Raw genomic sequence first — 23,080 nt, forward strand, 5'->3', positions numbered from 1 at the left:
AAACACCGACCCACATCATGCCCAACAAATCCACACAAACACCCCCGGCCCGCCAGATCCTCCGCGACCCGGTGCACTTCCTGGCCTTCGGCTTCGGCAGCGGCCTATCTCCCAAAGCCCCCGGCACAGCAGGCACGGTGGCGGCCATCCCCATCTTCCTGCTCCTGCAGGGGCTGCCCCTGTGGGCCTACCTGCTCATCACCGCCCTGGTGGTGGCCGTGGGCATCTGGATCTGCGGCGAGAGCTCCCGACGCCTGGGGGTACACGACCACCCTGGCATCGTCTGGGACGAGATTGCCGGCTTTCTCATCACCATGATCGCCGCCCCGGCCGGGTGGATCTGGATCCTCGTGGGGTTCGTCCTGTTCCGCCTGTTCGACATCCTCAAGCCCTGGCCCATCGGCTGGCTGGACAAGCACCTGGAAGGCGGCACCGGCATCATGCTGGACGATGTGCTGGCGGGTATCTATGCCCTGATCGTGTTGCAAGCCCTGGCCTGGTGGTTGATCTGAGTCGATTCCCGAATACCATGAAGCATCCCCTTCTGGGAGCAGCGTCGGTCGCCTGCTGATCTCCGGCGGCAGGGATCAATGAAGAGCCACCTGTGGGAGCGGCCCTCGGCCGCGAATGGCTGAGTCCTCGTTTGCAGCCCCAGATCAGAGATCGGAGTGGACCTCGGGGGGACCGGGTTCCTTCCAGCGGGACGCCGTGAATACATCCATGTAGGCTCTGCAGCCGCTTCCTGCGGCTGAAGCCCGCTTACAGGAACCCGCTCCCCCCGAGGTCCGGACACATCGGAGTTTTTTTCGAAAGGCCATTCGCGGCCGAGGGCCGCTCCCACAGGGGGCAGGGTGGGCGTCGTCGGCGCCGATTTCGGCAGCCAATCCAACAGGGGCCAGCGGCAGTTGACAGGAGTGCGCGGCGGCGTGGCGCGCTATAATTTCCTCATGAGAACTTACCTTTCCCGTTTCGCTTTGGTCACCCTGGTGACCGGTCTGCTGTTCCTGTTGGCATCGCCGGGCGCGGCCGCACTGGATATTCAGGTGGTGGGGGTGTTTGGTGAGCAAGCGGTGATGGAGGTGGACGGCGAGCGCCGCGTGCTGCAGGTGGGGGAGGTGAGTCCAGAGGGCGTTACCCTGCGGGCGGCGGATAGTCGCAGTGGTACGGTCACCGTGGAGGTGAATGGGCGCACGACGCAGATCGGGATCGGCGCGGGTCGCGCGGGGGGCAGTTTTCAGCCACGTGTTTCAGGATCGGCTCGCGTGTATCCCAATTCCCAGGGGGCACTGACCACCGCGGGGGCGGTGAATGGTCATGCGCTGACCTTTCTGGTGGATACGGGGGCCTCGGCGGTGGTGCTGAATGCGCCCGAGGCGCGGCGGCTGGGGGTGAATTATGCGCGCGGCACGCTCACGCCGGTGCAGACGGCGTCGGGGACGGAGTTTGCCTACCGGGTCACGCTGGATCGTGTGCGGGTGGGAGGGATCGAGCAGCGCAATGTGCCGGCGCTGGTGCTGCAGGGGCGGGAGCCGCCCGTTGCCCTGTTGGGGATGAGTTTTCTGGGGCGGGTGGACATGCGTAATGAGGGGAGTGCGCTGGTGCTGGAGGGGCGGTACTGAGACCCCTCACCCCAACCCCTCTCCCCGGCGGGGAGAGGGGCTCAAGGCTGCAATCAAGCTGTCTGCGCCTGTCCCCACCGGCTCGCCAGCCGCTCGTGAATCGCCAGCAGCGCCGGGATGACCACCAGCACCAGCACTGTCGCGAAGGCCAGGCCAAAGACGATGGACACCGCCATGGGCACCAGGAACTGGGCCTGTACGGAGCGTTCGAACAGCAGCGGCATCAGGCCGGCGATGGTGGTGAACGAGGTGAGCACCACTGCGCGCAGGCGTTGGCAGGAGGCCTCGATGATGGCCTCATCCTGGGCCAGGCCCTCGCCACGCAATGATTGATAGAAACTCACCAGGATGATGGAGTTGTTCACCACGATGCCCGTCAGGCCGAACAGGCCGAACAGGGACAGGATGGTGAGCTCCATGCCCAGCACCCAGTGACCCACCAGGGCGCCCAGCAGGCCAAAGGGAATGATGGCCATCACCACCAGGGGCCAGCCGTAGGAGCCGAACACCCAGGCCAGCGTCAGGTAGATCAGGGCCAGGGCGAAGATCAGGCCCGTGCGCATGTCGCCCAGGGTGTCCGCCTGATCCGCAGCGCGCCCCTCGAAGGACCACTCCACCCCATGACGCTGGGTGAGCTCGGGCAGGACGTCTTCAGCCAGCTGTTCACGAATGCGCCCGGCATTGTTCACCGAACGATCCACCTCGGCCGAGACGGCAATGGCCAGCCGGGTCTCGGCACGGCGCAGGGTCTCGAAGCCCTGGCGGGGACTCAACTGCGCCACGGTGTCCAGGGGAGCCATGCCCCCATCGGGCAGGATGACGGCGAAACGATCCAGGGTGACCGTATGATGCCGTTCGTTATCCGGTAACAGCACCCGCACCTCGATCTCCTCCAGGCCCTCCTGGTAGATCTGGGCCAGGTGACCATCGAAGGCTGCCCGCAACTGCTGGCCGAGTGATTCCGTGGTCAGGCCCTGGGCCAGGCCTTCCGGGGTGAGCCGGTAGATGAGCTGTTCACGCCCGAAGGGCATGTTGTCTTCTACCGCGAACACGCCGGGGAAGTCATTGAGGGTTTCTGCCAGATCCAGGCCTGCAGCCTTGACCCGGTCGGGATCATCCCCTGTCAAACGCACATCCACGTCCCGCCCTGGCGGCCCGGCCTGACGCTCGGTGACGCTGAACATCTCCATGCCCGCCGGTTCGCGGATGCGGGACTGCCATTCGCGGATGAACTGGGTGTTGCGCACCTCACGCTGGTCGGGTGAGATGAGTTCCACGAGGATGGAGCCGAACTGATCGCCGGACGGGGCCTGATCGGCCCCTCCGCCTTCCACCCCCTTGCCGGCGCGGACCACCACGTTGCGCACCAGATCGCCGCCCAGGGCCTCTTCGGTGGCGTAGAGCTCTTCTTCCATGTGTTTCAGGAAACCGTCCACCCGCTGTGGCGGGGTGCCTGCCACGAAATGGGCCGAGGCGTTGATCACCGTGCCTTCCGGGGAAGGGAAGAAGGTGAACCCCAAGCGGCCTCCGGCCAGCAGACCCACCGCCAGGATGAGTACCGCCACGCCGCCAGCCAGGGTGAGGCCTGCATTGTTCACGGACCCGGTCACCAGGCGTCGGAATGGGCCCTCGCGGAAGGCCTCAAAGCGTTGATCGAAGCCCGCCCGGAAGGACCCCGGACGCGGTGGCTGGACCTTCTCCAGGCTGTTCTTCAGGTGGTAGGGAAGCACCAGGAAGCTGATCAGCAGGGTGGCCAGGATCACGCAGATCACCACCAGCGGGATGTCGAACAGGATATTGCCGATGATGCCGCCGATGAGCATCAGTGGCAGGAAGGCGGCCACGGTGGTGAGCGAGGCGGAGATCACCGGGGCCAGCATGCGCCTTGCCCCGCGTTCGGCGGCCTGATCGGCCTTCATGCCCCGTTGATACTGGGTGTAGGCGTGTTCGCTGACGACAATGGCATTGTCGACGATGATCCCCAGGGACATGATGAAGCCGAACAGGGAGATCATGTTGATGCTGCCGCCCAGGGCCCACAGGGCCAGGAAGGCGGCAGTGAAGGACACGGGGATGCTCAGGGCCACCCGCAGTGCCAGGCGGCCATTGAGGAACAGGAAGAGGATGCCCAGTACCAGCAGCAGGCCACCGGCCCCGTTCTTGAGGAGCAGCCCGATGCGTTCCATCAGGGGCTCGTAGAATTGGTCGTAGACGTGGATGTCCACATCCGGGGGCAGGGTGGGTTCCACCTCTGCCAGCCAGTCCTGAATGACCGCGGCGGCTTCCAGGGCATCGTCCTGTTCGGTGCGTTGCAGGGCCAGTTCCACGGCGGGTTTGCCCTGATAGCGGATGAAGGTTTGATTGTCCCGGGGGCGGCGCTCGATCTCGGCCACGTCGCCCAGCAGGATCAACCCGCCCTCGGTCTCCGAGCGCAAGGGCAGGCGCGCGAAATCCATGGCCTCGCGGCCCTGTTCCAGGCTGCGCAGTTGTCGGGCAGTGTCGTCGCGGCCCACGATGCCGGCGGGAAGATCCCGGGAAAGGTCATCCACGCGCTCCCCCACCTGGTTCAAGGACATGCCCAGGTCCAGCAGCTGAGCGGTAGGCACCTGGATGGCCATCTGCTCCTCGGGCAGGCCGGTGAACTCCACCCGGGCAATCCCTGCATCCAGCAGTTGGCGTTCCAGGTCTCGCACCATTGGTCGCAGTTCCCGCAGATCATCGGGGCCGGTGATCAGCAGCCGGGCGATGGGCTCATACCGGATCACCCGTGTGACCACCGGGGTTTCGGCGGCGTCTGGAAGGTTGCGTTGCTGGGCCACCCGGTCCTTGACCTGGTCGGTGGCCAGGGTCATGTCGGTGCCTGACTCGAACTCGAGGGTGATGGCGGCGACACCCAGGGATGAGGTGGAGGTGAGGTTGCGCAGACCGTCCACGGTGCGCAGTTCCTGCTCCAGGGGGATGGTGATGCCCTGCTGCACGTCCTCGGCGCTGGCACCGGTCCAGGTGACCTGCACGGTGACAAAGTCCAGCGCAAAGGTGGGGAAGAACTGGGTATTGAGCTTGAGCAGGGCCCAGGACCCGGACAGCAGCATCAGCACCACCAGCAGATTGGCGGCCACGGGATGACGCAGGAAGAAACCGATCACACCTCGGGAACGGGTCATGGGTTACTCGCCCTCGACGCTGACGCGCAGCCCGTCCATGGCATTGGGCAGGCGGGTGACGATGATCCGATCGCCAGTGGACAGTTCGGGGCTGGCCACCAGCACTCTTTCCCGACCGGAGGCGTCGGTCCATTCGCCGATGCGTTCCACGCCGATACGACGCATGCGGTCCTCCTCCAGGCGATAGATGCGGTCCAGACCGTACAGGGCCTCGAAGGGCAGGGCGATCACGTCCGTTTGCGCCGGCAGGGAGAGGCGCACGGTCATGAAGCGGCCCAGGGGGATCTCCCCGGCGCCTGAGTGGACCCGGAAGATGCCTTCCACGCCTGCACCACCTGCGGGGCTTTCGCCGGCGAGTCGGGCGAGGGTGAGGGAGACTTCCAGACCGTCCACCTGACCCATGGCTTGGGGCGCATCGTGCGCCTCAAGCGCCGCCCGCACGCGCGGCATGTAGGTGGCGGGGATGCGGGCGCGCACCTCCAGGGCTTCCAGGTCATAGAGGGCCACGAGGGCATCCCCCACGCGCACCCGGTCTCCCGGTGCCACCTGCACCTGGGAGATGCGGGCGTCGAAGGGGGCGGTGAGGCGGCTGCGCTCCAGATCCAGCCTGGCCTGTTCCAGCAATGATTCGGCGCGGCGGGCGCGGGCCTTGATTTGCTCACGCTGGGCTTCGAAGTCTTCCACTGCCAGTCGGCGGTTGGCCACGGCCAGGGCCTGTTGCTCCAGGGTGCGCTGGGCATCCTCCACAGCGGTGGGGGAGCCCACGTTACGTCGTTGCAGGTCCTCGGCGCGCTCCACGGAACGTCGGGCCAGTGCCAGCAGGGTCTGTTCCCGCTTCAGGGCTTCCTGGTTCCTTGCATGACTGCGTTCCAGGGCACGCAACTGGGCCTGCAGATCATCCAGGTCGGCCTGTCGCTGGTCCACCAGCAGGCTCAGTTCGCGCGTGTCCAGTTCCACCAGGGTGTCGCCGGCCTCAACCCGCCGCCCTTCCTCCGCGGGCACCTGGGTCACGTCGGCCTCCACCGCAGCCCGGAGGCTGGCGGCCCTTGGCGAGGTGACGTGGCCGTACAGGGTGAGTTGTGGCGATAGCGTCTGCAGTTCGATTTCCTGCACATCCACACGCCAGGCCCGCTCAGCCACCTCCCGGGGAGGCTGTTCCGGGCGGGTGATCAGGAGCAGGATGAAGCCAAGGATGCCCAGGGCAAGGAGGATGAGGGGCAGGAAGCGGCGAACCGGTTGGGGTAGCTTCATTGGGAGTGAGGGAGTCCTTGTTGGGCGTGCGACCGGATCCGGCGTGGCCGCGGTGGTTTTGGAATCATTCTACTCATGGACGGGGAGGCGATGCCAAGGAAACCGTCAAAACCCTAACGTCCCAGCGGCAGGAAGACCGGCATGCCATCCACTTCACCGACGGCCAGGGGCTGGCTGTACAGCTTCTCCAGCGCCTTTGGCACCAACATGTCCCGAGTGGTTCCCCAGCAGGCCTCACCGGTGGGGTACATGAGCAGCAGGTGATCGCAGTAGCGGGCAGCCAGGTTCACGTCATGCATGGTGAGGATCGCCCCGCGCCCCTGGGTCACCATCCCGCGGACGATATCCAGTACCTCCACCTGGTGATGCAGGTCCAGGTGATTGGTGGGTTCGTCCAGCAAAAATACCTGGGGGTCCTGGGTGAGCGCGGTGGCGATGGCCAGTCGCTGTCGCTCGCCTCCGGACAGCGTGGCGATGGGGCGTTCCTCCATGCCGGTGAGGTCAACCCGGGCCAGGGCCGCCTGTGCCGCGGCGTAGTCTTCCGCCGATTCCAGTTCCCAGGCGCGCAGATAAGGGTGACGGCCGATGAGGGCGGTTTCCAGCACCGATGCGGGGAAACCATCCTGACGATCCTGAAAGACCATTCCCAGATGCCGGGCGATCTGGCGCCTGGGCAGTTGGTGGATGGGTTTGCCCTCCAGCCGCAGGCTTCCACGACGCGCCGGGCGCAGTCCTGCCAGGGTGTGCAACAGGGTGCTCTTGCCCACCCCGTTGGGGCCCAGCACGCCCCAGCATTCTCCGGCCCCCACACCCAGGTTGAGGGGCGCGCCGTCCGGGCGGCCGGGGATGTCGACGACCAGGTCGACCAGTTCCAGCAGGGGGGATGCCATGGTCACCTGCTCCTGTGCAGAAGATAGAGGAACACCGGCACCCCCAGCATTGCCGTGATCACCCCTACCGGCAACTGCTGTGGTGCGATGATGGTGCGCGCCAGGGTGTCTGCCAGGGTGAGCAGGATGCCTCCCGCCAGGGCCGAGGCGGGCAGGATGATGCGCTGGTCATTGCCCAGCACCAGGCGCAGCATATGAGGCACCACCAGGCCGACAAAGCCGATGCTGCCCGCCACTGTCACCGCCGTTGCGGTGACCAGGGCGGCCACAATATAGATGGTCCATTCCAGTGGCCGCACCGCCACTCCCAGCGCCGCAGCTTGCATGGGTCCGCGGGCCAGCACGTTGAGGCTGCGCCCCAGGGGCATGGCGGCCAGCACCACCAGCACCAGCACTGTCCAGGCCGGCCAGATGCTGTGAGCGTGGGACAGGTCCCCCATCAACCAGTACAGCATCCCGGGGAGTTCCTCGGTGGGGCTGACCGCCAGCATGAAACTAATGAAGGCCCCCCAGCCGGCGGCCACCACCACGCCGGTGAGCAGCAGGCGGGTGGGCGTCCAGCTGCCGGTACCATGGGCCAGGCCGAAGACGATCAGGGTGGAGATCATGGCGCCGATGAAGGCCGAGCCGGAGACCACCACGGTGCCCAGCCCCGCCAGCATGGCCAGCAGGGCGCCCACCGCCGCCCCGCCCGACAGGCCCAGTACGTAGGGGTCGGCCAGGGGGTTGCGCAACAGGACCTGCATCAGGGCGCCGGCCACCGCCAGCAGTCCGCCGGTGGCAAAGGCGGCCAGGGTACGGGGCAGGCGCAGCTCCAGGATCAGGGTGCGATGCAGGGGCTCGCCGCCGCCGGTCAGCACCGCCAGGGTCTCGGCAGGGGTGAGCGGCACGCTCCCCACGGCCACGGCCGTCATTACGGCGGCCAGCGAGCCCCCCAGCAGGATGGTCAGGATGAACGCCAGGCGCGTCACTCATCGCCCTCCGGGCGACGTTCGCGGGCGGTTTCAAGGAAATCGCAGATCATCCGGGTGCCTTCCAGGATGCGCGGCGTGGGGCGCTGGATCAGGGACGGGGGGATGAAGAAGAGATTGTCCCGCTGCACGGCGGTCATGTCGGACCAGCGGCGCCAGTCCTCCACCCATTGTGGGTTGTCCTCGCCCATGCCGCCGCCGATGATGGTTTCGGGGTTGGCGGCGAGGACGACCTCGCGATCCAGGCGCGGCACCTTGGTATCCAGGTGGCCGAAGATGTTCTGGCCGCCGCAGAGGCGGATGGCCTGGGAGATGAGGTGTTCGTCATTGAGGGTCATCAGCGGGCGATCCCATACCTGGTAGAAGACGCTGACGGGGGGTTGTTCGCCATAGCGGTCTTCGAGTTCGGTGAGGGTGCGGCGCACCTGGGCACCCGCCTCTTCGCCACCCGTGGTGTGCCCGGTGAGATGTCCCAGGCGCTCCAGCCCGGAGGCCAGTTGTTCGAAGGTTTGCGGATTACTGAAGTAGAGGGGGTAGTTCAGGGCTTCCAGGCGTTCCAGCTGGGCCCGCACGTTGCCGCTCTCCCAGGCCACCACCAGGTCCGGTTCCAGGGCCAGGATGGATTCCAGATCCAGTTGTTTGTAGCTGCCCACCCGGGGGATGTCCTCGGCGGCTTCAGGGTAGTCGCTGTAGTTGACGGCCCCAACGATCTGATCACCGGCCCCCAGGGCAAAAAGGTTTTCAGTGATGTGCGGAGCGAGGCTGATGATGCGTTTGGCTGGTGCCTCCAGGTGCACCTCCCGGCCCTTGTCATCGGTGACCGTCACGGGCTGCGCGTGAGCGTTTGTGATTGCTGGAGCGCTTGTAAGAAGGGCGCAAATGGCGGCTATTTGTGCCCATTTGCGGGGAATTGGAGGTGTATGGCTTATGTGGTTGGGGTGTCTCATGGTGTTGGGGTCGGGCGCTTGAAAGGAGGGCATCATAACAGCGATGCGGGTGCTGACCACCTGCATGATCCTCCGCGCCCACCGGTATCCAACCCTCCCAGCGCCCGCCTCCTGTAGGAGCGGCCCTCGGCCGCGAATGGGTCTGATACCTCCTGTGTGCCTGGGTTTTGCACCGTGCCCAAAGGCCTTCCTCCCATGCGCCTGGGCTTTGCTGCATGCCTGGGGTCTGCCTCCAGGGTGCCTGGGCTTTGCAGTATGCCTGGGGTCTGCCTCCAGGGTGCCTGGGCTTTGCGCCGTGCCCAGGGTCTGCCTCCGGGGTGCATTTCTTGCGGCGGGACGCCGTGAATACGTCCCTGTAGGCTTGACCGCCGCATCCATGCGGCGAACACCCGCCTCCAGAAACCCACCCCGGAGGCAGACCGGACGCGTTGGGGCTTGCGTTCGGGGGGGGGCTCCCAGGCTTGAATGGAGCCTTGTGGGAGCGGCCCTCGGCCGCGAATGGGCGCGCCTCAGGTGCATGGATGTCCATCTGCCCTGACAGTAACCCCTGCGGCCCGCATTGGAATATCCACAATCGTTTGCGTATGATACCGCCTCGCTTCAGGTGCCAGATGATTGACATCCGTCTGGTGAAACGGGAAGCCGGTATGTCTGCCAGATTCAGCAGACCAGTCCGGCGCTGCCCCCGCAACGGTAGGCGAGACGAGGGTTTCTGCATGTCAGCGCAGCAACCCCGGCAAGGCGTGAAGCCACTGCGCGCAAGCGTGGGAAGGTGCCTTGACCCGGTCAAAGATGACCCGTCCGCGAGCCCGGAGACCGGCCTGATGCGTTCACGCGGCATTGCGGAGGGCTTTGCGCGGCTCGTCTTCTCGGGTCTCATTCCGGTGGATCTGGCTTTCCGGTGCGCCTTGCACCGATGGGTCTGATTGATCCGCTGCTCTCCTCGTGCCGCACCCTGGCCCATACACAGGTGCGCGGGCGGCGCACCGGAGAGCACATACTCATGCAAACCCGATCCTTCCTGCCGGCAGCCGTTCTGCTGGCCATTCCTTCCCTCGCTACTGCCCAGGAACAGGTGGCCCAACTGGACCCCATCCTGGTCACCCCCACCCGCACAGCCCAGACCACCGACCAGACCCTGGCCTCCGTGACCGTGATCGAGCGGGAGGAGATCGAGCGGTTGCAGCCGAAGGAGTTTGTGGATTTGTTGAGGGGGCGGGCGGGTATTGGCCTGACCCAGAACGGGCCTTTTGGCAAGACCACCAGTCTTTTCATGCGTGGGACTAACTCGGATCACACTTTGTTGCTGGTTGATGGGGTGCGGATGGGATCAGCAACCACGGGGCAAGCTGCGTGGCAATATTTACCTCCTGCAGAGATTGAGCGCGTAGAGATTGTCCGTGGACCACGAACCAGTCTTTATGGGTCGGATGCTATCGGTGGAGTTATTCAGGTGTTTACCAAGGAAGGGGATGGTCCCGCGAAACTTCGGGCACATCTGGGTGCAGGCTCTTTCAATACCAGGGAGATGGGTGCGGGCCTGTCCGGTTCCACGGGAAGTACTCGCTACAATCTCTCAGTCAGTCATTTATCCACTGATGGCATCAATGTGCAAGACGAGACCGCCGATGATCGCCGGGATGGTTATGAGAATAGCTCCGTGTCGGCCCGCTTGTCTCATGAGTTGAAAAACGGCTTTGAGATTTTCGGCTCTCTGCTACATGCGGAAGGTGAGAGTGATTTTGACAGTGGTGGGTCGGGTGATAGGCAGGAATTCAGACAGCACGCCTCACAATTTGGCGTGCGTGGGCAATTGGCGGACATTTGGTACAGTACTTTTTCAGTTGCCCATAGTCGAGATGAGTTGGAAACATTTAGCGACTGGCCTAGTAAGTTTGAGACATCGAGGAATCTTTTTAATTGGCAAAATGATGTGGCTCTCGCGGAGCGCCACATGCTCACGTTAGGTATGGATTACCAAAATGACCGTGTCAATGTCTCCAGCGACTATTCGGAAACTCGCAGAGATAATGTCGGATTGTACGCGCAATGGCAGGTGGAGTTGGGTAGGTATGATCTGGCATGGAGCCTGAGGCACGATGATAATGAGACCTTTGGCCACGAAACCACCGGCCAAATTGCTTGGGGAATGCAATTACAGGAGCAATGGAGCTTGCGTGCCAGTTATGGCACTGCATTCAAAGCACCGACATTCAATGAGCTTTACAATCCAATGCTGAGTTGGGATCCTCCGTTCGAGCCCTACGGCAATCCTGATCTCGACGCAGAAAAGTCGGAAAGCCTAGAAGTTGGGTTGAATTATGCGTCAGGCCTTTTTTTCGGCGATTTAGCTATTTTTTATACCGAGGTGGAGAATTTGATTTCCGGGTGGCCGGCTCAGAATACTGATGAGGCAAGAATTCGCGGAATGGAGCTTGAGTTCGGTATTCTTCAAGAGGATTGGAGTGCGCTGGCGGCCTTAACTCACCTGGACCATGAGGATCGTGAGACGGGCAATAGATTGCAGCGGCGCCCCGAAACTACAGCACGTGTGGATCTGGATCGGTTCTGGGGTGACTTTACGCTGGGTGCGACAGTGGCGGCTGAAGGTTCCCGGTACAATGATCCTCTCAATAACGAACGGCTGGGTGGCTTTGCATTGCTTGATCTGCGAGCGTCTTATCGCATCACTCCCGAATGGCGACTCAGCGGCAAGATCCAGAATGCGCTGGACAAGCACTACGAAACGGTAAAGGGGTACAACCAACCCGGCCGCGCCTTCTTCGTCACGTTAAACTACCAGCAACAGTGACCTCCGCCGCCCCTCATCCCCGGCCCTTCTCCCCCGAGGGGAGAAGGGAGTTGGTGGAGTTTCCCCTCAAGGGGTTGGGGTGAGGGCGACGATGTGAATCCACGAGGCCGACCATGACCACTCACCATTGCCCAGCCCTGCTCATCACCGCCACCGGCTCCGGTCAGGGCAAGACCACGGTGACGGCGGCACTGGCCCGCTACCACCGTAACCAGGGTCGGCGGGTGCGGGTATTCAAGGCGGGGCCGGATTTCCTCGACCCCATGATCCACCAGCAGGCCAGCGGACACCCCGTGCACACCCTGGATATGTGGATGACAGGGGAGGAAGACGCCCGGCAACGTCTGTATGAAGCAGCGGGCGAGTCGGATCTGATCCTGGTGGAGGGCGTGATGGGCCTGTTCGACGGGCGACCTTCCAGCGCGGACATCGCCGCCCGGTTCGGCATCCCGGTGATGCCGGCCATCAACGGCGCGGCCATGGCCCAGACCTTTGGTGCCCTGGCCCATGGTCTTTCCACCTTTCGCTCCGACGTGCCCTTTGCCGGTGTGCTGGCCAATCGCATCAGTGGTGAACGACATTACGGCATGCTCATGGAATGCCTGCCCGAGTACCTCATCGCCTTTGGTTATCTGCCCAAGTCCGCCGATGCCGCGTTGCCCAGTCGGCATCTGGGCCTGGTGCAGGCCGAAGAGATCGCGGATCTCGATGCGCGACTCGAGGCCGCCGCGGCGCAACTGGTGTGGAAGCCGGAGGGGCTGCCCCCGCCGGTGGCCTTTGAGCCGGGTCATGCCGCGCCGGTGCCGCGATCCCTGGAGGGTCGGCGCATTGCCATCGCCCGGGATCAGGCCTTTGCCTTCATTTATCCCGCCAATCTGGAGTTGCTGGAACGGATGGGGGCCAGTCTGCGGTTCTTCTCTCCGGTGGCCGGGCAAGGCTTGCCCGAGGCGGATGCGGTTTATCTGCCTGGGGGGTATCCGGAGCTGCATATGCAGGCCCTGGCGGCCAATGCCGGATTGAAGCGGGACCTGGCCGATCATGTGCAGGCCGGACGACCGCTGCTGGCCGAGTGTGGTGGGATGCTCTATTTGCTGGACCGGCTGGAGGACAAGGAGGGGCAGGGCGCGGAGATGGCTGGCCTGCTGACGGGGACTGCGCGGATGCAGGGGAGGCTGGCGTCGTTGGGTCCCCAGGAGGTGACTTTGCCTGAGGGTGTCCTGAGGGGGCATACCTTCCATCACTCGGCCATGGAATCGCCGCTGACGCCGCTGGCGCGGTCGCGTTGCCCCAATGGGCGTGCCACGTCAGAGCCGGTGTATCGGGTGGGGGGGATGACGGCGACGTATGTGCATGTTTATTTTCCCTCCAATCCCGAGGCGGTGGGGAGGTTGTTGGGGGGATGAGGGGAGCGAAAAGCACCGTGCCCACCATGGCCTGTGGAGATTGATGAGATGACGACCCAGACATGCTGACATTCACCCTCATCCTGGCAGCCCTGCTACTGGACCGCCTGCTCGGGGAACCCCGGCGCTGGCATCCGCTGGTGGGTTTCGGCGCGCTGATTGATGCGGCGGAGCGCCATGGTTATGCCGACGATCGACGCCGCGGGGCCTGGCTGGTGGCGGGGCTGGTGATTCCGCTGGTACTGTTCAGCGCCTGGTTGACCGCGCCCGCCTGGGGTTGGGCGGTTGAACTCATCCTGCTATACCTGGCCATCGGCTGGCGCAGCCTGGGCGAGCATGGGCGCGGCATCGGTGCCGCCCTGTTGCAGGGGGATCTGCCACAGGCCCGCGAGCGGGTGGCCTTCCTGGTGAGTCGGGACACCCAGAATATCGACGAGACGGAGATCAGCAAGGCCACCGTGGAATCGGTGCTGGAAAACGGTAACGATGCCGTCTTCGCCCCCATCTTCTGGTTCGTGGTGGCGGGTGCCCCCGGGGTGGTGGCCTACCGGCTGGTGAATACGCTGGATGCCATGTGGGGTTACCGTAATGACCGCTACCGGCATTTTGGCTGGGCGGCGGCGCGGCTGGATGACGTGCTCAATTACATCCCCGCGCGCCTGACGGCCCTGGCTTATGCCCTGGCCGCGGGCGGGATCGACGGAACGCGTCGGGCCTTCCGCTGTTGGCGCCATCAGGGAACGGCGTGGAAAAGCCCGAACGCCGGCCCGGTGATGGCGGCTGGGGCGGGCGCCCTGGGTGTGCGTCTTGGGGGGGCGGCCATCTACCATGGACGCAGCGAGGGGCGCCCGGATCTGGGCGAGGGCGCGGATGCCCAGGGCGTGGATATCGATCGGGCGCTAGACTTGATGCGCCGGGCCATGGGGATCTGGCTGGTGGTGTTGGGAATCGGTGCCCTGGTCATCATGATGTGATGAGGCCAGATGATTGCCCCGCCAACCCCCTGTGGGAGCGGCCCTTGGCCGCGAATGGCTTTTCGAAAAAGACTCCGGACTGTCCGGACCTCGGGGGGAGCGGGTTCCTGTAAGCGGGCTTCAGCCGCGGGAAGCGGCTGCAGAGCCTACATGGATGTGTTCACGGCGTCCCGCTGTAAGGAACCCGGTCCCCCCGAGGTCCACTCCGGTCTCAGGCCGGGGCGGCGGCCGATGACTCAGCCATTCGCGGCCGAGGGCCGCTCCCACGGGGGATTGCCGCAGCCAAAGCGGTTTTTACAAGGGCTCTGAAGTATCAGGATGTCGGGGGCGCCCCAAGGTCTCCCTCATCAAAGGATGCCGTTTCAAAGGATGCCGTTTCGCACTGATCTGGAGGCTGACACGCTTGACCCAATCCAACGCAGACAACCCGGCAGGCTCACCCTTGGCACCCTTCCTGCCACACGGGGGACGTCTGCGTGCAGCAGCCCGGGAAGAGGGCATTCCCCTGGAGGAATGGCTGGATCTGTCCACCGGCATCAATCCCAATGGCTGGCCGGTGCCCCCCGTACCCGGCGCGCACTGGGTGCGTCTGCCGGAAGAGGAGGATGGCCTGGAGGCGGCCGCGAAACATTATTATGGGAGCCCTGCCGTGCTGCCCGTGGCCGGCTCCCAGGCAGCCATTCAGGCCCTGCCCACCTTGCTGAAGCCAGGACGGTGCGTAGGCGTGCTGCACCCCAGCTATGCTGAGCATGCCCATGCGTGGGAGAGGGCCGGTCACACGGTGCGGGCCCTGGCGCCGGAGAGCATCGAAGAGCATCTGCCTGCACTGGATGTGCTCCTGCTGGTGCATCCCAACAACCCCACCGGGGCCCTGTTCGGTCCCGCCCGTCTGCAGTCCTGGCATCAGCGTCTGGCAGACAAGGGCGGCTGGCTGATTATCGACGAAGCCTTCATGGACGCCACACCGGAGCGCAGTCTGGCCCCCATCTGCCCCCAGCCGGGCCTGATCGTACTGCGTTCCCTGGGCAAGTTTTTCGGCCTGGCCGGTGCCCGGGTGGGGTTTGTCTTTGCCGAGGCGGATATCCGCCAGCGCCTGGCTGCCGCCCTGGGGCCCTGGACCGTGACCGGGCCCTCGCGCTGGGTGGCCACCCAGGCCCTGGAGGATCTCGACTGGCAGGAGCAGACCCGCTTGAGCCTTTATGAGGCCGGGGCACGGCTCAGGGATTGCCTGGATACTCACGGTCTGCCGCCCGATGGCGGCACTTCCCTGTTTCAGTGGATACGCACCGACCAAGCGCGGGAGCTTCACCAGGCGTTGCGGCGCCAGGGCATCCTCACCCGGTTGTTCACCGAGCCGCGCAGCCTGCGTTTCGGCCTGCCAGCCAATGAGCAGCAGTGGCAACGCCTGGAAGAGGCCCTCACGGAGACGCTTCGGGAAAACGGCGCATGAGCCGGGGCACCCTGATGATCCAGGGCACCACCTCCGATGCGGGCAAAAGCACCCTGGTGACCGCTCTGGGGCGTGCCCTGGTAAGGCGTGGCCTGGCGGTGGCTCCCTTCAAGCCCCAGAACATGGCCCTGAATAGTGCCGTTACCCCCGAGGGTGGAGAGATCGGCCGGGCCCAGGCGGTGCAGGCTGCGGCCTGCCGGGTGGCGCCTCATACCGACATGAATCCGGTGCTGCTCAAGCCCTGTTCGGATCAGGGGGCCCAGGTGATCCTGGATGGCCAGCCCCTGACCCTGTCCAACGCAGGCGACTACCAACGTCTGAAGCCGGAGTTGCTGGGCCGGGTGGTGGCTGCCCATGAGCGTCTTGGGGCCCGGTACGACGCGGTGCTGGTGGAGGGTGCCGGCTCCCCGGCAGAGATCAACCTGCGCGAGGGGGATATCGCCAACATGGGCTTTGCCGAGGCGGTGGATTGCCCGGTGATCCTGGTGGCGGATATCGACCGTGGCGGTGTGTTCGCTCATTTGGTGGGCACGCTGGCGCTGTTGTCCGAGTCCGAGCGTCGGCGGGTGGTGGGTTTCGTGATCAATCGTTTTCGCGGCGATATCCGATTGCTGGAGTCGGGCCTGGAATGGCTGGAGCGGGAGACCGGCAAGCCGGTACTGGGCGTGCTGCCGTACCTCAAGGGGCTGTACCTGGAAGCGGAGGATGGGCTGCCCGAGGCGCCCGACATGCCGGTAAAAGGCGGCCCGCAGGGCGAGCCGGCCTTGAATGTGGTGGTGCCTGTGCTGCCCCGCATCAGCAACCATACCGACTTCGATCCCCTGAGGCTGCATCCCCGGGTGAATCTTGTCTGGGTTGGGCCAGGGGAAACCCTGCCGCCTGCGGACCTGATCATCCTGCCCGGATCCAAGGCTGTGCGTGCGGATCTTGCCTGGCTGCACCAACAGGGCTGGGTGAAGGACATCTTCCGACACCTGCGTTATGGCGGCCGCCTGCTGGGCATCTGCGGTGGTTTTCAGATGCTGGGGCAGTTGCTCCACGACCCTGAAGGTGTGGAAGGAGAGCCGGGCAGCAGCAATGGCCTGGGTCTGCTGGAGATGGAAACCACCCTGGCTCAGGGCAAGCAACTGCGCCAGGTGCAGGGATATCTGCATGATGGCGCGCCCCTGGAAGGTTACGAGATCCACGCCGGGGTGAGTCGCGGAGCGGCCCTGGCCAGGCCGGCAACACAACTGAGCCATGGCCCGGATGGGGCCTTGTCGGACGACGGCCAGGTGATGGGCACCTATGTTCATGGCCTTTTTGATCGTGGCGAGGCCCTCAGTTCCCTGCTCGCCTGGGCTGGGCTGGATGCCGTTGAGGGCAGGGACCTGTCCGATGACCGGGAGGCTGGTTTCGAGCAACTGGCCGATGCGGTGGAAACACATCTGGATATGGCCCGGATTCTGGAGTGGCTGGAGTCAAACTGATGAAAGAACTGATCCTCGGTGGCGTTCGCTCCGGCAAGAGCGCCCTGGCTGAACGCCTGGCATTGGAGAGTGGTTTGCCGGTGACCTATGTGGCCACCGCCCGGGTGCGTGATGACGAGGAGATGCGCCAACGCATCCAGCATCACCAGGACCGCCGTCCGGATGACTGGGGCCTGGTGGAGGCGGGTGCCGAACTGGCCGATGTGCTTCACCAGCACGCCCGGCCCGGCCACTGCCTGCTGGTGGATTGCCTGACTTTGTGGCTCACCCACCTGCTCTGGGACGAGGACGAGAATACCTGCCGCCAGGAACAGACCCGTTTCCTGGAAGCACTGCCGGCACTGCCCGGACACCTGATCATGGTCAGCAATGAGACCAGCATGGGCATTGTCCCCATGGGAGAGCTGACCCGACGTTTTTGTGACGAAGCCGGCCGGCTTCATCAGGCCGTGGCGGCGCGCAGCGACCGCGTGGTGTTGACCGTGGCCGGCCTGCCCCTGGTATTGAAAGGAGAAAGCATTTGAATCATGAAACCCCCTGGCTGCAGGTGCCTGCTGCCGATATCGACGAACAGGCCCGCCTGGATGCGGAAGAACGCCAGACGCGCCTGACCAAACCCCTGGGCTCGCTGGGCCTGCTGGAACCCCTGGCCTGCCGTCTGGCCGGCATGCAGGGCAGCGCCACGCCCCGTGTGGATAAGGTGCAGATCAGCATCTTCGCCGGCGACCACGGCGTGGCGGCCGAAGGGATCTCACGGTTTCCCCAATCGGTGACAGCGGAGATGGTGCGCAACTTTGCCCGGGGTGGAGCGGCCATCAGCGTACTGGCTCGATCCCTGGACGCCCAACTTGAGGTGATCAATCTGGGCACCGTCACCGATACCGGCCCCCTGGAAGGGGTGCTGGACGTGCGCGTGGGTCCGGGCACCGCGAATTTTGTCGATGCGCCGGCCATGGACATACATCAACTGGCCCTGGCCATGAACGCAGGCCGTCACAGCGCCGAGCGGGCACGCCTGGCGGGGACCGAACTCTACATTGCCGGCGAGATGGGCATCGGCAACACCACCGCCGCCGCTGGGCTGGCCTGCGCCCTCATGGGGCTGGACCCCCGCGAGCTGGCGGGCCCCGGCACGGGGCTGGACGTGGCCGGGGTCAGCCACAAGGCCGATGTGCTGCGCCGGGCTCTGGCCTTCCACAGGGACCACCTGGAAGATCCGGTGGAATGCCTTCGTCGTCTGGGGGGCTTCGAGATCGCCGCCATGAGCGGTGCCTATCTGGCCTGCGCCCAGATGGGGATGCCCATCATGGTGGACGGTTTCATCAGTTCCGCTGCTGCCCTGGCCACGGCGCGCATCTGTCCCAGTGCCCGCAACTGGATGATCTTTGGTCATGCCTCGGCCGAGCCGGGTCATCGTCACGTGCTGTCGTCCCTGGCAGCCGATCCTCTGCTGGATCTGGGCATGCGACTGGGCGAGGCCAGCGGTGCCGCCACCGCCGTACCCCTGCTGCGCCTGGCCTGTGATCTGCATGGTCGCATGGCCACCTTTGACGAGGCCCAGGTATCGGAGCCCGACTGAGCGTGTCTTCTTCCTATATCGACCTCATGCGTCACGGCGAGACCACAGGTGGCTTCGCCTTTCGCGGCAGCCTGGATGATGCCCTCACGGATCTGGGGCGGGCCCGGATGCAGGCCGGCCATGATCGGCACGGCCCCTGGCAACAGATCATCAGCTCCCCCTTGCGACGCTGTCTGGCGCCAGCGCGAGACTGGTCCCGGGATGCGGGCATACCGCTACAGGAGGAGTCCCGGCTGCGGGAGATGCATTTCGGCACCTGGGAGGGTCGCACTGCGGCGGATCTCATGGCGAGCGAGCCCGAGGCCCTGGGGAAATTCTGGCAGGATCCGCTGAACCACATCCCGCCGGGGGCCGAGCCCTTGGCGGATTTCCGTGAGCGGGTGTTGCAGGCCTGGCAAGAGGCCCTGGCGAGGGTGGAGGCGGGACCTCAATTGCTGGTCACCCATGGCGGGGTGATCCGGCTGATCCTGCTCCATGTGCAGCAACGCCCTCTCTCGGATCTGCTGAAACTGGATGTGCCCCATGCCTGCGTCTACCGCATTCATCTGCAGGAGGGTGTGGGGGTGAGTTCGGTCAGCGCCCTGGGGGCGGTGGATATGGAAGTCGAATCTGGAGATTGCGCAAAATGATGAAGCCCTTTCTGGTGGCCCTGCGTTTTCTGACCCGTTTCCCTGTGTCCTGGAACAATCCCACCGATCGTCAGGTGGGGCAGTCGTTGTTGCACTACCCCACGGTGGGACTGTTGATGGGCCTTTGCCTGGCGGGGCTGGCCTGGTTGCTGGGGGAGGGAGTGCTGGCGGCGGCATTGATCATCGTTGCCTGGGTGGTGCTCACCGGGTTGATGCACATGGATGGGCTGGCCGATACCGCCGATGCCTGGATTGGTGGGTTGGGCGACCGCGAGCGCACCCTGGAGATCATGAAGGATCCCCGTTGCGGGCCCGCCGGCGTGGCCGCTCTGATTCTGGTGCTGCTGGTCAAGTTCGCCGCTGTACTGGAGTTGCTGGCACTGCTGGGGCAGGGGGCCTGGATGGCGCTGGTCCTGGCGCCCCTGTTGGGGCGGGCCGCCTTGCCGCTGCTGTTTTTGACCACCGACTATGTGCGCCCCGGTGGCATGGGCAGTCTGCTGGCTGAACATTTCCCTCGGCCGGCGGCGTGGGTGGTCACTGTCATGGTGGCCCTGGCTGTCCTGGCGGTGCCGCTGGGACTGGGTCTGGGCTGGGTGGGGGCGTGGGCCCTGGTGGGTGCCGGCCTGGTGTTCATCCTCGGTCGTGCCTGGATGCGTCACCGCATCGGCGGTACCACCGGGGATACTGCGGGGGCCCTGGCGGAATGCGTGGAGACGGGCGTGCTGGTGGCCGTGGCGCTGATGATCTGAGCCTGCCCCGAATCGAAACTTGATCCGGGGCAGTTGGCCATGATGAAGCCACCCGAGCCCTCTGCTACTCTATGCGGCTTGATAGCTAACCCCACAACCGAGGGACTCCATGAAAGTTCGCACCCGTTTCGCCCCGAGCCCGACAGGTTATCTCCATATCGGTGGCGCCCGTACGGCGTTGTTCTCCTGGCTGTATGCGCGCAAGCACGGCGGGGAATTCGTGCTGCGTGTCGAGGATACCGACCTGGCTCGATCCAATGCGGAATCGGTGAACGCCATCCTGGAGGGCATGAGCTGGCTGGGCCTGGAGTATGACGAGGGTCCCTTCTACCAGACCGAACGATTTGACCGTTACAAGGAGGTGGTGGAACGCCTGTTGGACGAGGGCCACGCCTATCGCTGTTACTGCACCCGGGAAGAAGTGGACGCCATGCGTGAGGAACAGATGGCGCGCAAGCAAAAGCCCCGCTACGACGGACGCTGCCGCATACGCAAGGAGCCCCGTGAAGGCGTCGAACCGGTGATTCGCTTCAAGAATCCGGTGGAAGGCGTGACCACCGTGGACGACATGGTGCGTGGCCGCGTGACTTTCCAGAACAGCGAACTGGATGACCTGATCATTGCCCGTTCCGACGGTACCCCCACCTACAACCTCACCGTGGTGGTGGATGACTGGGACATGCAGATCACCCATGTGATCCGCGGGGATGACCACCTGAACAACACCCCCCGGCAGATCAACATCCTCAAAGCCCTGGGTGTGGAGCCACCGCGTTACGCCCACCTGCCCATGATCCTCGGGCCGGACGGTGCCAAGCTCTCCAAGCGCCATGGGGCCGTTAGCGTAATGCAGTACAGGGACGACGGTTTCCTGCCCGAGGCCCTGATCAACTATCTGGTGCGCCTGGGCTGGTCCCACGGGGATCAGGAGATCTTCACCCTGGACGAACTCATCGAACTGTTTGATATCGATGATGTGAACCACTCGGCCTCCGCCATCAATCCGGAAAAGCTGCTGTGGCTCAATCAGCATTACATCAAGACCCTGAGCCACGACTACATTGCCCGCCAGCTTTCCTGGCACATGGGGCAGCGCAACGTGGATCCTTCGGGTCACCCGCCACTGCGGGACGTGGTGGACGTGCAGCGGGACCGCGCCAAGACGCTGGTTGAGATGGCAGATGCCAGCCTGTACTTCTACCAGGACTTCGACGAGTACGACGACAAGGCGGCCCGCAAGAACCTCAAGCCCGAGGCCGCCCCGGTGCTGCAGGCCCTGCATGGCGCCCTGGAGGCCCTGGCCGAATGGGAGCCGGAGCCCATTCATCTGACAGTGGGTGGTGTTGCGGAACGTTTGGAGTTAAAATTGGGCAAGGTTGCACAGCCCCTTCGGGTGGCGGCAACCGGGGGTTCCGTCTCTCCCTCCATCGATCAGACCCTGTATCTGCTCGGTCGGGAGCGCACCCTCAAGCGTATCAAGCAGGCCGTTGAATGGATTGAGTCACAAACTGTTGACAACACCTGAAACGGCCAGTAATATACGCACCTCCTTCGGGGCCATAGCTCAGCTGGGAGAGCGCTTGCATGGCATGCAAGAGGTCGGCGGTTCGATCCCGCCTGGCTCCACCAAATGATTTACCCGGTGATCAGGAAGCTCCGGCATGTATCGATTAGGCAAGATCTCGATGCTCGTCGGAACGCTGATCTGTTTGATCAGCCTGATCACCGGTTTTACTGCCTTGTTCACCGGTTACGATGACCTGGCAAAATATTTTCTCTCGTTGGTACCGATCAGTTTCCTGTTGGTCTTCACTGGACTGGTCACCGTTGTTTTAACGGGGCCCAGGGACTGAGTTTTACCTGAGAGGGTGGTTTTGAAGGGCCTTGTCCTGACCTTTCAAAATCACTTGAAAAAGTTCTGGCAAAAATGAATTTTTCTGCTAGAATGCCCGCTTTCTCTAGTCCCCATCGTCTAGAGGCCTAGGACACCGCCCTTTCACGGCGGCGACCGGGGTTCGAATCCCCGTGGGGACGCCATCTTGAAGATCAAGGCCCGGATGACCAGCAATGGCATCCGGGCCTTTTTCGTTATGGATCTTCCGTCACGTGACCGCATTCCCATTGGCTTCTCTTGTTCACCGAGTATGATGGGAGATGATTTCCCTGGATGGAGCATCTCAATGAACAAGTGGTTCCTGGTCGGCGTTGCTGGCGCATCCCTTTTGGCCCTGGTGGGCTGTGGCTCAGAGCAAGATCGGGTTGAGCCCGCCGGGGGTAGCATTGAGCCGGACCCAGCCCGGCTCGGTAGTGTGCTCTGGGATTGCGGAGGCATACCTGTGATCACTCGCCTAAGGGGAGAAATCCTCGAGCTGGTCATGGATAACCATGTTCACCACTTCCAAGCCGAGCCCGCTGCCTCCGGTGCCCGTTACGCCGGCACGGTGAATGGCGACACCGTCTCCTTCTGGAACCGTGGAGATGAGGCTGTACTCACGCTGGATGACGAAACGCGGCTGGACTGCCAGATGGCCCAGGCACCGACCTATCGCGCTCAGGGCAATGAGCCCGGCTGGCTGGTGCAAATCGGGCCGGATACGCTGGAGATTTCCATGGACTATGGCCAGCGGGAACTCACCCTGGCCACCCCGGAAGCCTTCAGGGATGACTCAGGCGTGCTCTACGCAGCCCCTACGAACGAAGGCCCCCTGGAGATCCGCATTGAGTCAGGGCTTTGCCGGGATAGCATGAGTGGCATGAGCTATCCGGATCAGGTGAGGCTCACCTGGAGCGAAACCGTGGTGAGAGGGTGCGGGGGTGACCCTCATGATCTGCTCGTGGGTGATGAATGGCAGGTGGTGAGCATGGATGAGGCGCCCCTGCTGGAAGACTCACATGCCACGCTCGCTTTCCTGCCCGGTGAGCGGTTGGCGGGACTCGCTTCTTGCAATCGCTATATGGGCGCCTATCAGCTGACTGGGGAAACCATGGAAGTGGGTCCCTTGGCCAGTACCCGAATGGCCTGCGCTGAGCCGCTCATGGATCAGGAGCTTTCCTTCATGCGATTGCTGGAGTCTGTGCGGCAACACCATTTTGATGAAGATGGGGCCCTGATACTGGAAGCTGATGAGGGCCGCAGCCTTCGCGCGGTGAGGGGAGGCGAGTAATGTTTTGTG

The 23,080-nt window shown here is 64.1% G+C and carries 19 protein-coding genes, 2 tRNA genes and 1 riboswitch; of the genes, 16 read left to right on the forward strand and 5 right to left on the reverse strand.

Going from position 1 to position 23,080, the window contains the following annotated elements; genetic code table 11:
* The first annotated feature begins 17 nt into the window (after nt 1-17).
* Both LPW30_RS05575 and LPW30_RS05580 read left to right on the forward strand, forming a co-directional pair.
* Nucleotides 18-512, forward strand: coding sequence for a phosphatidylglycerophosphatase A family protein (locus LPW30_RS05575; RefSeq protein ID WP_239680294.1), 495 nt, complete (start codon nt 18-20; stop codon nt 510-512).
* Between the two features lie 435 nt (nt 513-947).
* Nucleotides 948-1,619 (forward strand): retropepsin-like aspartic protease family protein, encoded by a 672-nt coding sequence (locus LPW30_RS05580; protein WP_239680295.1) that lies wholly within the window; start codon nt 948-950, stop codon nt 1,617-1,619.
* Between the two features lie 53 nt (nt 1,620-1,672).
* Here the strand turns inward: LPW30_RS05580 and LPW30_RS05585 are convergent, their stop codons facing one another.
* From LPW30_RS05585 to LPW30_RS05605, 5 genes are all read right to left on the reverse strand, one after another.
* Complete coding sequence (locus LPW30_RS05585; RefSeq protein ID WP_239680296.1) at nt 1,673-4,783, reverse strand: efflux RND transporter permease subunit; 3,111 nt, start codon at nt 4,781-4,783, stop codon at nt 1,673-1,675.
* A 3-nt stretch (nt 4,784-4,786) separates the two neighbouring features.
* Nucleotides 4,787-6,034 carry an efflux RND transporter periplasmic adaptor subunit gene (locus tag LPW30_RS05590; protein ID WP_239680297.1) on the reverse strand — a complete coding sequence of 416 codons (1,248 nt, stop codon included), beginning with the start codon at nt 6,032-6,034 and terminating at the stop codon, nt 4,787-4,789.
* Between the two features lie 113 nt (nt 6,035-6,147).
* Nucleotides 6,148-6,924, reverse strand: coding sequence for an ABC transporter ATP-binding protein (locus LPW30_RS05595; RefSeq protein WP_025281645.1), 777 nt, complete (start codon nt 6,922-6,924; stop codon nt 6,148-6,150).
* Between the two features lie 2 nt (nt 6,925-6,926).
* Nucleotides 6,927-7,895: a FecCD family ABC transporter permease gene (locus LPW30_RS05600; protein ID WP_025281646.1), complete on the reverse strand. Its 969-nt coding sequence runs from the start codon at nt 7,893-7,895 to the stop codon at nt 6,927-6,929.
* Nucleotides 7,892-8,842, reverse strand: a complete 951-nt coding sequence (locus tag LPW30_RS05605) for a cobalamin-binding protein (RefSeq protein ID WP_239680298.1) — start codon at nt 8,840-8,842, stop codon at nt 7,892-7,894. Before LPW30_RS05605 ends, LPW30_RS05600 begins: the two co-directional genes overlap by 4 nt.
* A 585-nt stretch (nt 8,843-9,427) precedes the next feature.
* Nucleotides 9,428-9,681, forward strand: a riboswitch (cobalamin riboswitch).
* 164 nt (nt 9,682-9,845) lie between these two features.
* On the opposite strand from LPW30_RS05605, the gene LPW30_RS05610 reads away from it, so the two are divergent.
* The 14 genes from LPW30_RS05610 to LPW30_RS05675 all read left to right on the forward strand — a co-directional run bounded on the left by LPW30_RS05610 (nt 9,846) and on the right by LPW30_RS05675 (nt 23,071).
* Complete coding sequence (locus tag LPW30_RS05610; protein WP_239680299.1) at nt 9,846-11,654, forward strand: TonB-dependent receptor domain-containing protein; 1,809 nt, start codon at nt 9,846-9,848, stop codon at nt 11,652-11,654.
* 113 nt (nt 11,655-11,767) lie between these two features.
* On the forward strand, nt 11,768-13,057 hold the full coding sequence (locus LPW30_RS05615) for a cobyrinic acid a,c-diamide synthase CobB (RefSeq protein ID WP_239680300.1): 1,290 nt from the start codon (nt 11,768-11,770) through the stop codon (nt 13,055-13,057).
* 62 nt (nt 13,058-13,119) lie between these two features.
* Entirely contained in the window at nt 13,120-14,031 is a 912-nt protein-coding gene (gene cbiB, locus LPW30_RS05620) for an adenosylcobinamide-phosphate synthase CbiB (RefSeq protein ID WP_025282092.1), read from the forward strand.
* Nucleotides 14,032-14,503: 472 nt separating this feature from the next.
* The gene (cobD, locus tag LPW30_RS05625) at nt 14,504-15,481 is read left to right on the forward strand and encodes a threonine-phosphate decarboxylase CobD (RefSeq protein WP_239680359.1); all 978 of its coding nucleotides are present in this window, start codon (nt 14,504-14,506) and stop codon (nt 15,479-15,481) included.
* Entirely contained in the window at nt 15,478-16,950 is a 1,473-nt protein-coding gene (locus LPW30_RS05630; protein ID WP_239680301.1) for a cobyric acid synthase, read from the forward strand. The genes cobD and LPW30_RS05630 overlap by 4 nt, the downstream gene beginning before the upstream one ends.
* Nucleotides 16,950-17,474, forward strand: coding sequence for a bifunctional adenosylcobinamide kinase/adenosylcobinamide-phosphate guanylyltransferase (gene cobU, locus LPW30_RS05635; protein ID WP_239680302.1), 525 nt, complete (start codon nt 16,950-16,952; stop codon nt 17,472-17,474). The genes LPW30_RS05630 and cobU overlap by 1 nt, the downstream gene beginning before the upstream one ends.
* On the forward strand, nt 17,471-18,529 hold the full coding sequence (cobT, locus tag LPW30_RS05640; RefSeq protein ID WP_025282088.1) for a nicotinate-nucleotide--dimethylbenzimidazole phosphoribosyltransferase: 1,059 nt from the start codon (nt 17,471-17,473) through the stop codon (nt 18,527-18,529). The genes cobU and cobT overlap by 4 nt, the downstream gene beginning before the upstream one ends.
* A gap of 2 nt (nt 18,530-18,531) precedes the next feature.
* Nucleotides 18,532-19,158 (forward strand): histidine phosphatase family protein, encoded by a 627-nt coding sequence (locus LPW30_RS05645; protein ID WP_239680303.1) that lies wholly within the window; start codon nt 18,532-18,534, stop codon nt 19,156-19,158.
* The gene (locus LPW30_RS05650; RefSeq protein WP_420797712.1) at nt 19,146-19,907 is read left to right on the forward strand and encodes an adenosylcobinamide-GDP ribazoletransferase; all 762 of its coding nucleotides are present in this window, start codon (nt 19,146-19,148) and stop codon (nt 19,905-19,907) included. The genes LPW30_RS05645 and LPW30_RS05650 overlap by 13 nt, the downstream gene beginning before the upstream one ends.
* A gap of 109 nt (nt 19,908-20,016) precedes the next feature.
* Nucleotides 20,017-21,432 (forward strand): glutamate--tRNA ligase, encoded by a 1,416-nt coding sequence (gltX, locus tag LPW30_RS05655; protein ID WP_025282085.1) that lies wholly within the window; start codon nt 20,017-20,019, stop codon nt 21,430-21,432.
* A gap of 28 nt (nt 21,433-21,460) precedes the next feature.
* Nucleotides 21,461-21,536 (forward strand) — tRNA-Ala (locus tag LPW30_RS05660).
* Between the two features lie 32 nt (nt 21,537-21,568).
* Complete coding sequence (locus LPW30_RS05665) at nt 21,569-21,760, forward strand: hypothetical protein (RefSeq protein WP_025282084.1); 192 nt, start codon at nt 21,569-21,571, stop codon at nt 21,758-21,760.
* Between the two features lie 108 nt (nt 21,761-21,868).
* A tRNA-Glu gene (locus LPW30_RS05670) sits at nt 21,869-21,944 on the forward strand.
* A gap of 143 nt (nt 21,945-22,087) precedes the next feature.
* Nucleotides 22,088-23,071, forward strand: a complete 984-nt coding sequence (locus LPW30_RS05675; protein ID WP_274520594.1) for an META domain-containing protein — start codon at nt 22,088-22,090, stop codon at nt 23,069-23,071.
* The last annotated feature ends 9 nt before the right edge of the window (nt 23,072-23,080 follow it).

The sequence above is a fragment of the Ectothiorhodospira variabilis genome, from assembly GCF_022227625.1.
GTDB classification, from domain to species: Bacteria; Pseudomonadota; Gammaproteobacteria; order Ectothiorhodospirales; family Ectothiorhodospiraceae; genus Ectothiorhodospira; species Ectothiorhodospira haloalkaliphila.

Excerpts from the sequence above, each read along its gene's own strand:
- LPW30_RS05615 (WP_239680300.1), top strand. The coding sequence starts at position 11,768 with ATGACCACTCACCATTGCCCAGCCCTGCTCATCACCGCCACCGGCTCC.
- LPW30_RS05585 (WP_239680296.1), bottom strand. The coding sequence starts at position 4,783 with ATGACCCGTTCCCGAGGTGTGATCGGTTTCTTCCTGCGTCATCCCGTG.
- LPW30_RS05595 (WP_025281645.1), bottom strand. The coding sequence starts at position 6,924 with ATGGCATCCCCCCTGCTGGAACTGGTCGACCTGGTCGTCGACATCCCC.
- LPW30_RS05610 (WP_239680299.1), top strand. The coding sequence starts at position 9,846 with ATGCAAACCCGATCCTTCCTGCCGGCAGCCGTTCTGCTGGCCATTCCT.
- LPW30_RS05575 (WP_239680294.1), top strand. The coding sequence starts at position 18 with ATGCCCAACAAATCCACACAAACACCCCCGGCCCGCCAGATCCTCCGC.
- LPW30_RS05675 (WP_274520594.1), top strand. The coding sequence starts at position 22,088 with ATGAACAAGTGGTTCCTGGTCGGCGTTGCTGGCGCATCCCTTTTGGCC.
- gltX (WP_025282085.1), top strand. The coding sequence starts at position 20,017 with ATGAAAGTTCGCACCCGTTTCGCCCCGAGCCCGACAGGTTATCTCCAT.
- LPW30_RS05605 (WP_239680298.1), bottom strand. The coding sequence starts at position 8,842 with ATGAGACACCCCAACCACATAAGCCATACACCTCCAATTCCCCGCAAA.
- LPW30_RS05630 (WP_239680301.1), top strand. The coding sequence starts at position 15,478 with ATGAGCCGGGGCACCCTGATGATCCAGGGCACCACCTCCGATGCGGGC.
- LPW30_RS05590 (WP_239680297.1), bottom strand. The coding sequence starts at position 6,034 with ATGAAGCTACCCCAACCGGTTCGCCGCTTCCTGCCCCTCATCCTCCTT.
- LPW30_RS05665 (WP_025282084.1), top strand. The coding sequence starts at position 21,569 with ATGTATCGATTAGGCAAGATCTCGATGCTCGTCGGAACGCTGATCTGT.
- cbiB (WP_025282092.1), top strand. The coding sequence starts at position 13,120 with ATGCTGACATTCACCCTCATCCTGGCAGCCCTGCTACTGGACCGCCTG.
- cobU (WP_239680302.1), top strand. The coding sequence starts at position 16,950 with ATGAAAGAACTGATCCTCGGTGGCGTTCGCTCCGGCAAGAGCGCCCTG.
- LPW30_RS05580 (WP_239680295.1), top strand. The coding sequence starts at position 948 with ATGAGAACTTACCTTTCCCGTTTCGCTTTGGTCACCCTGGTGACCGGT.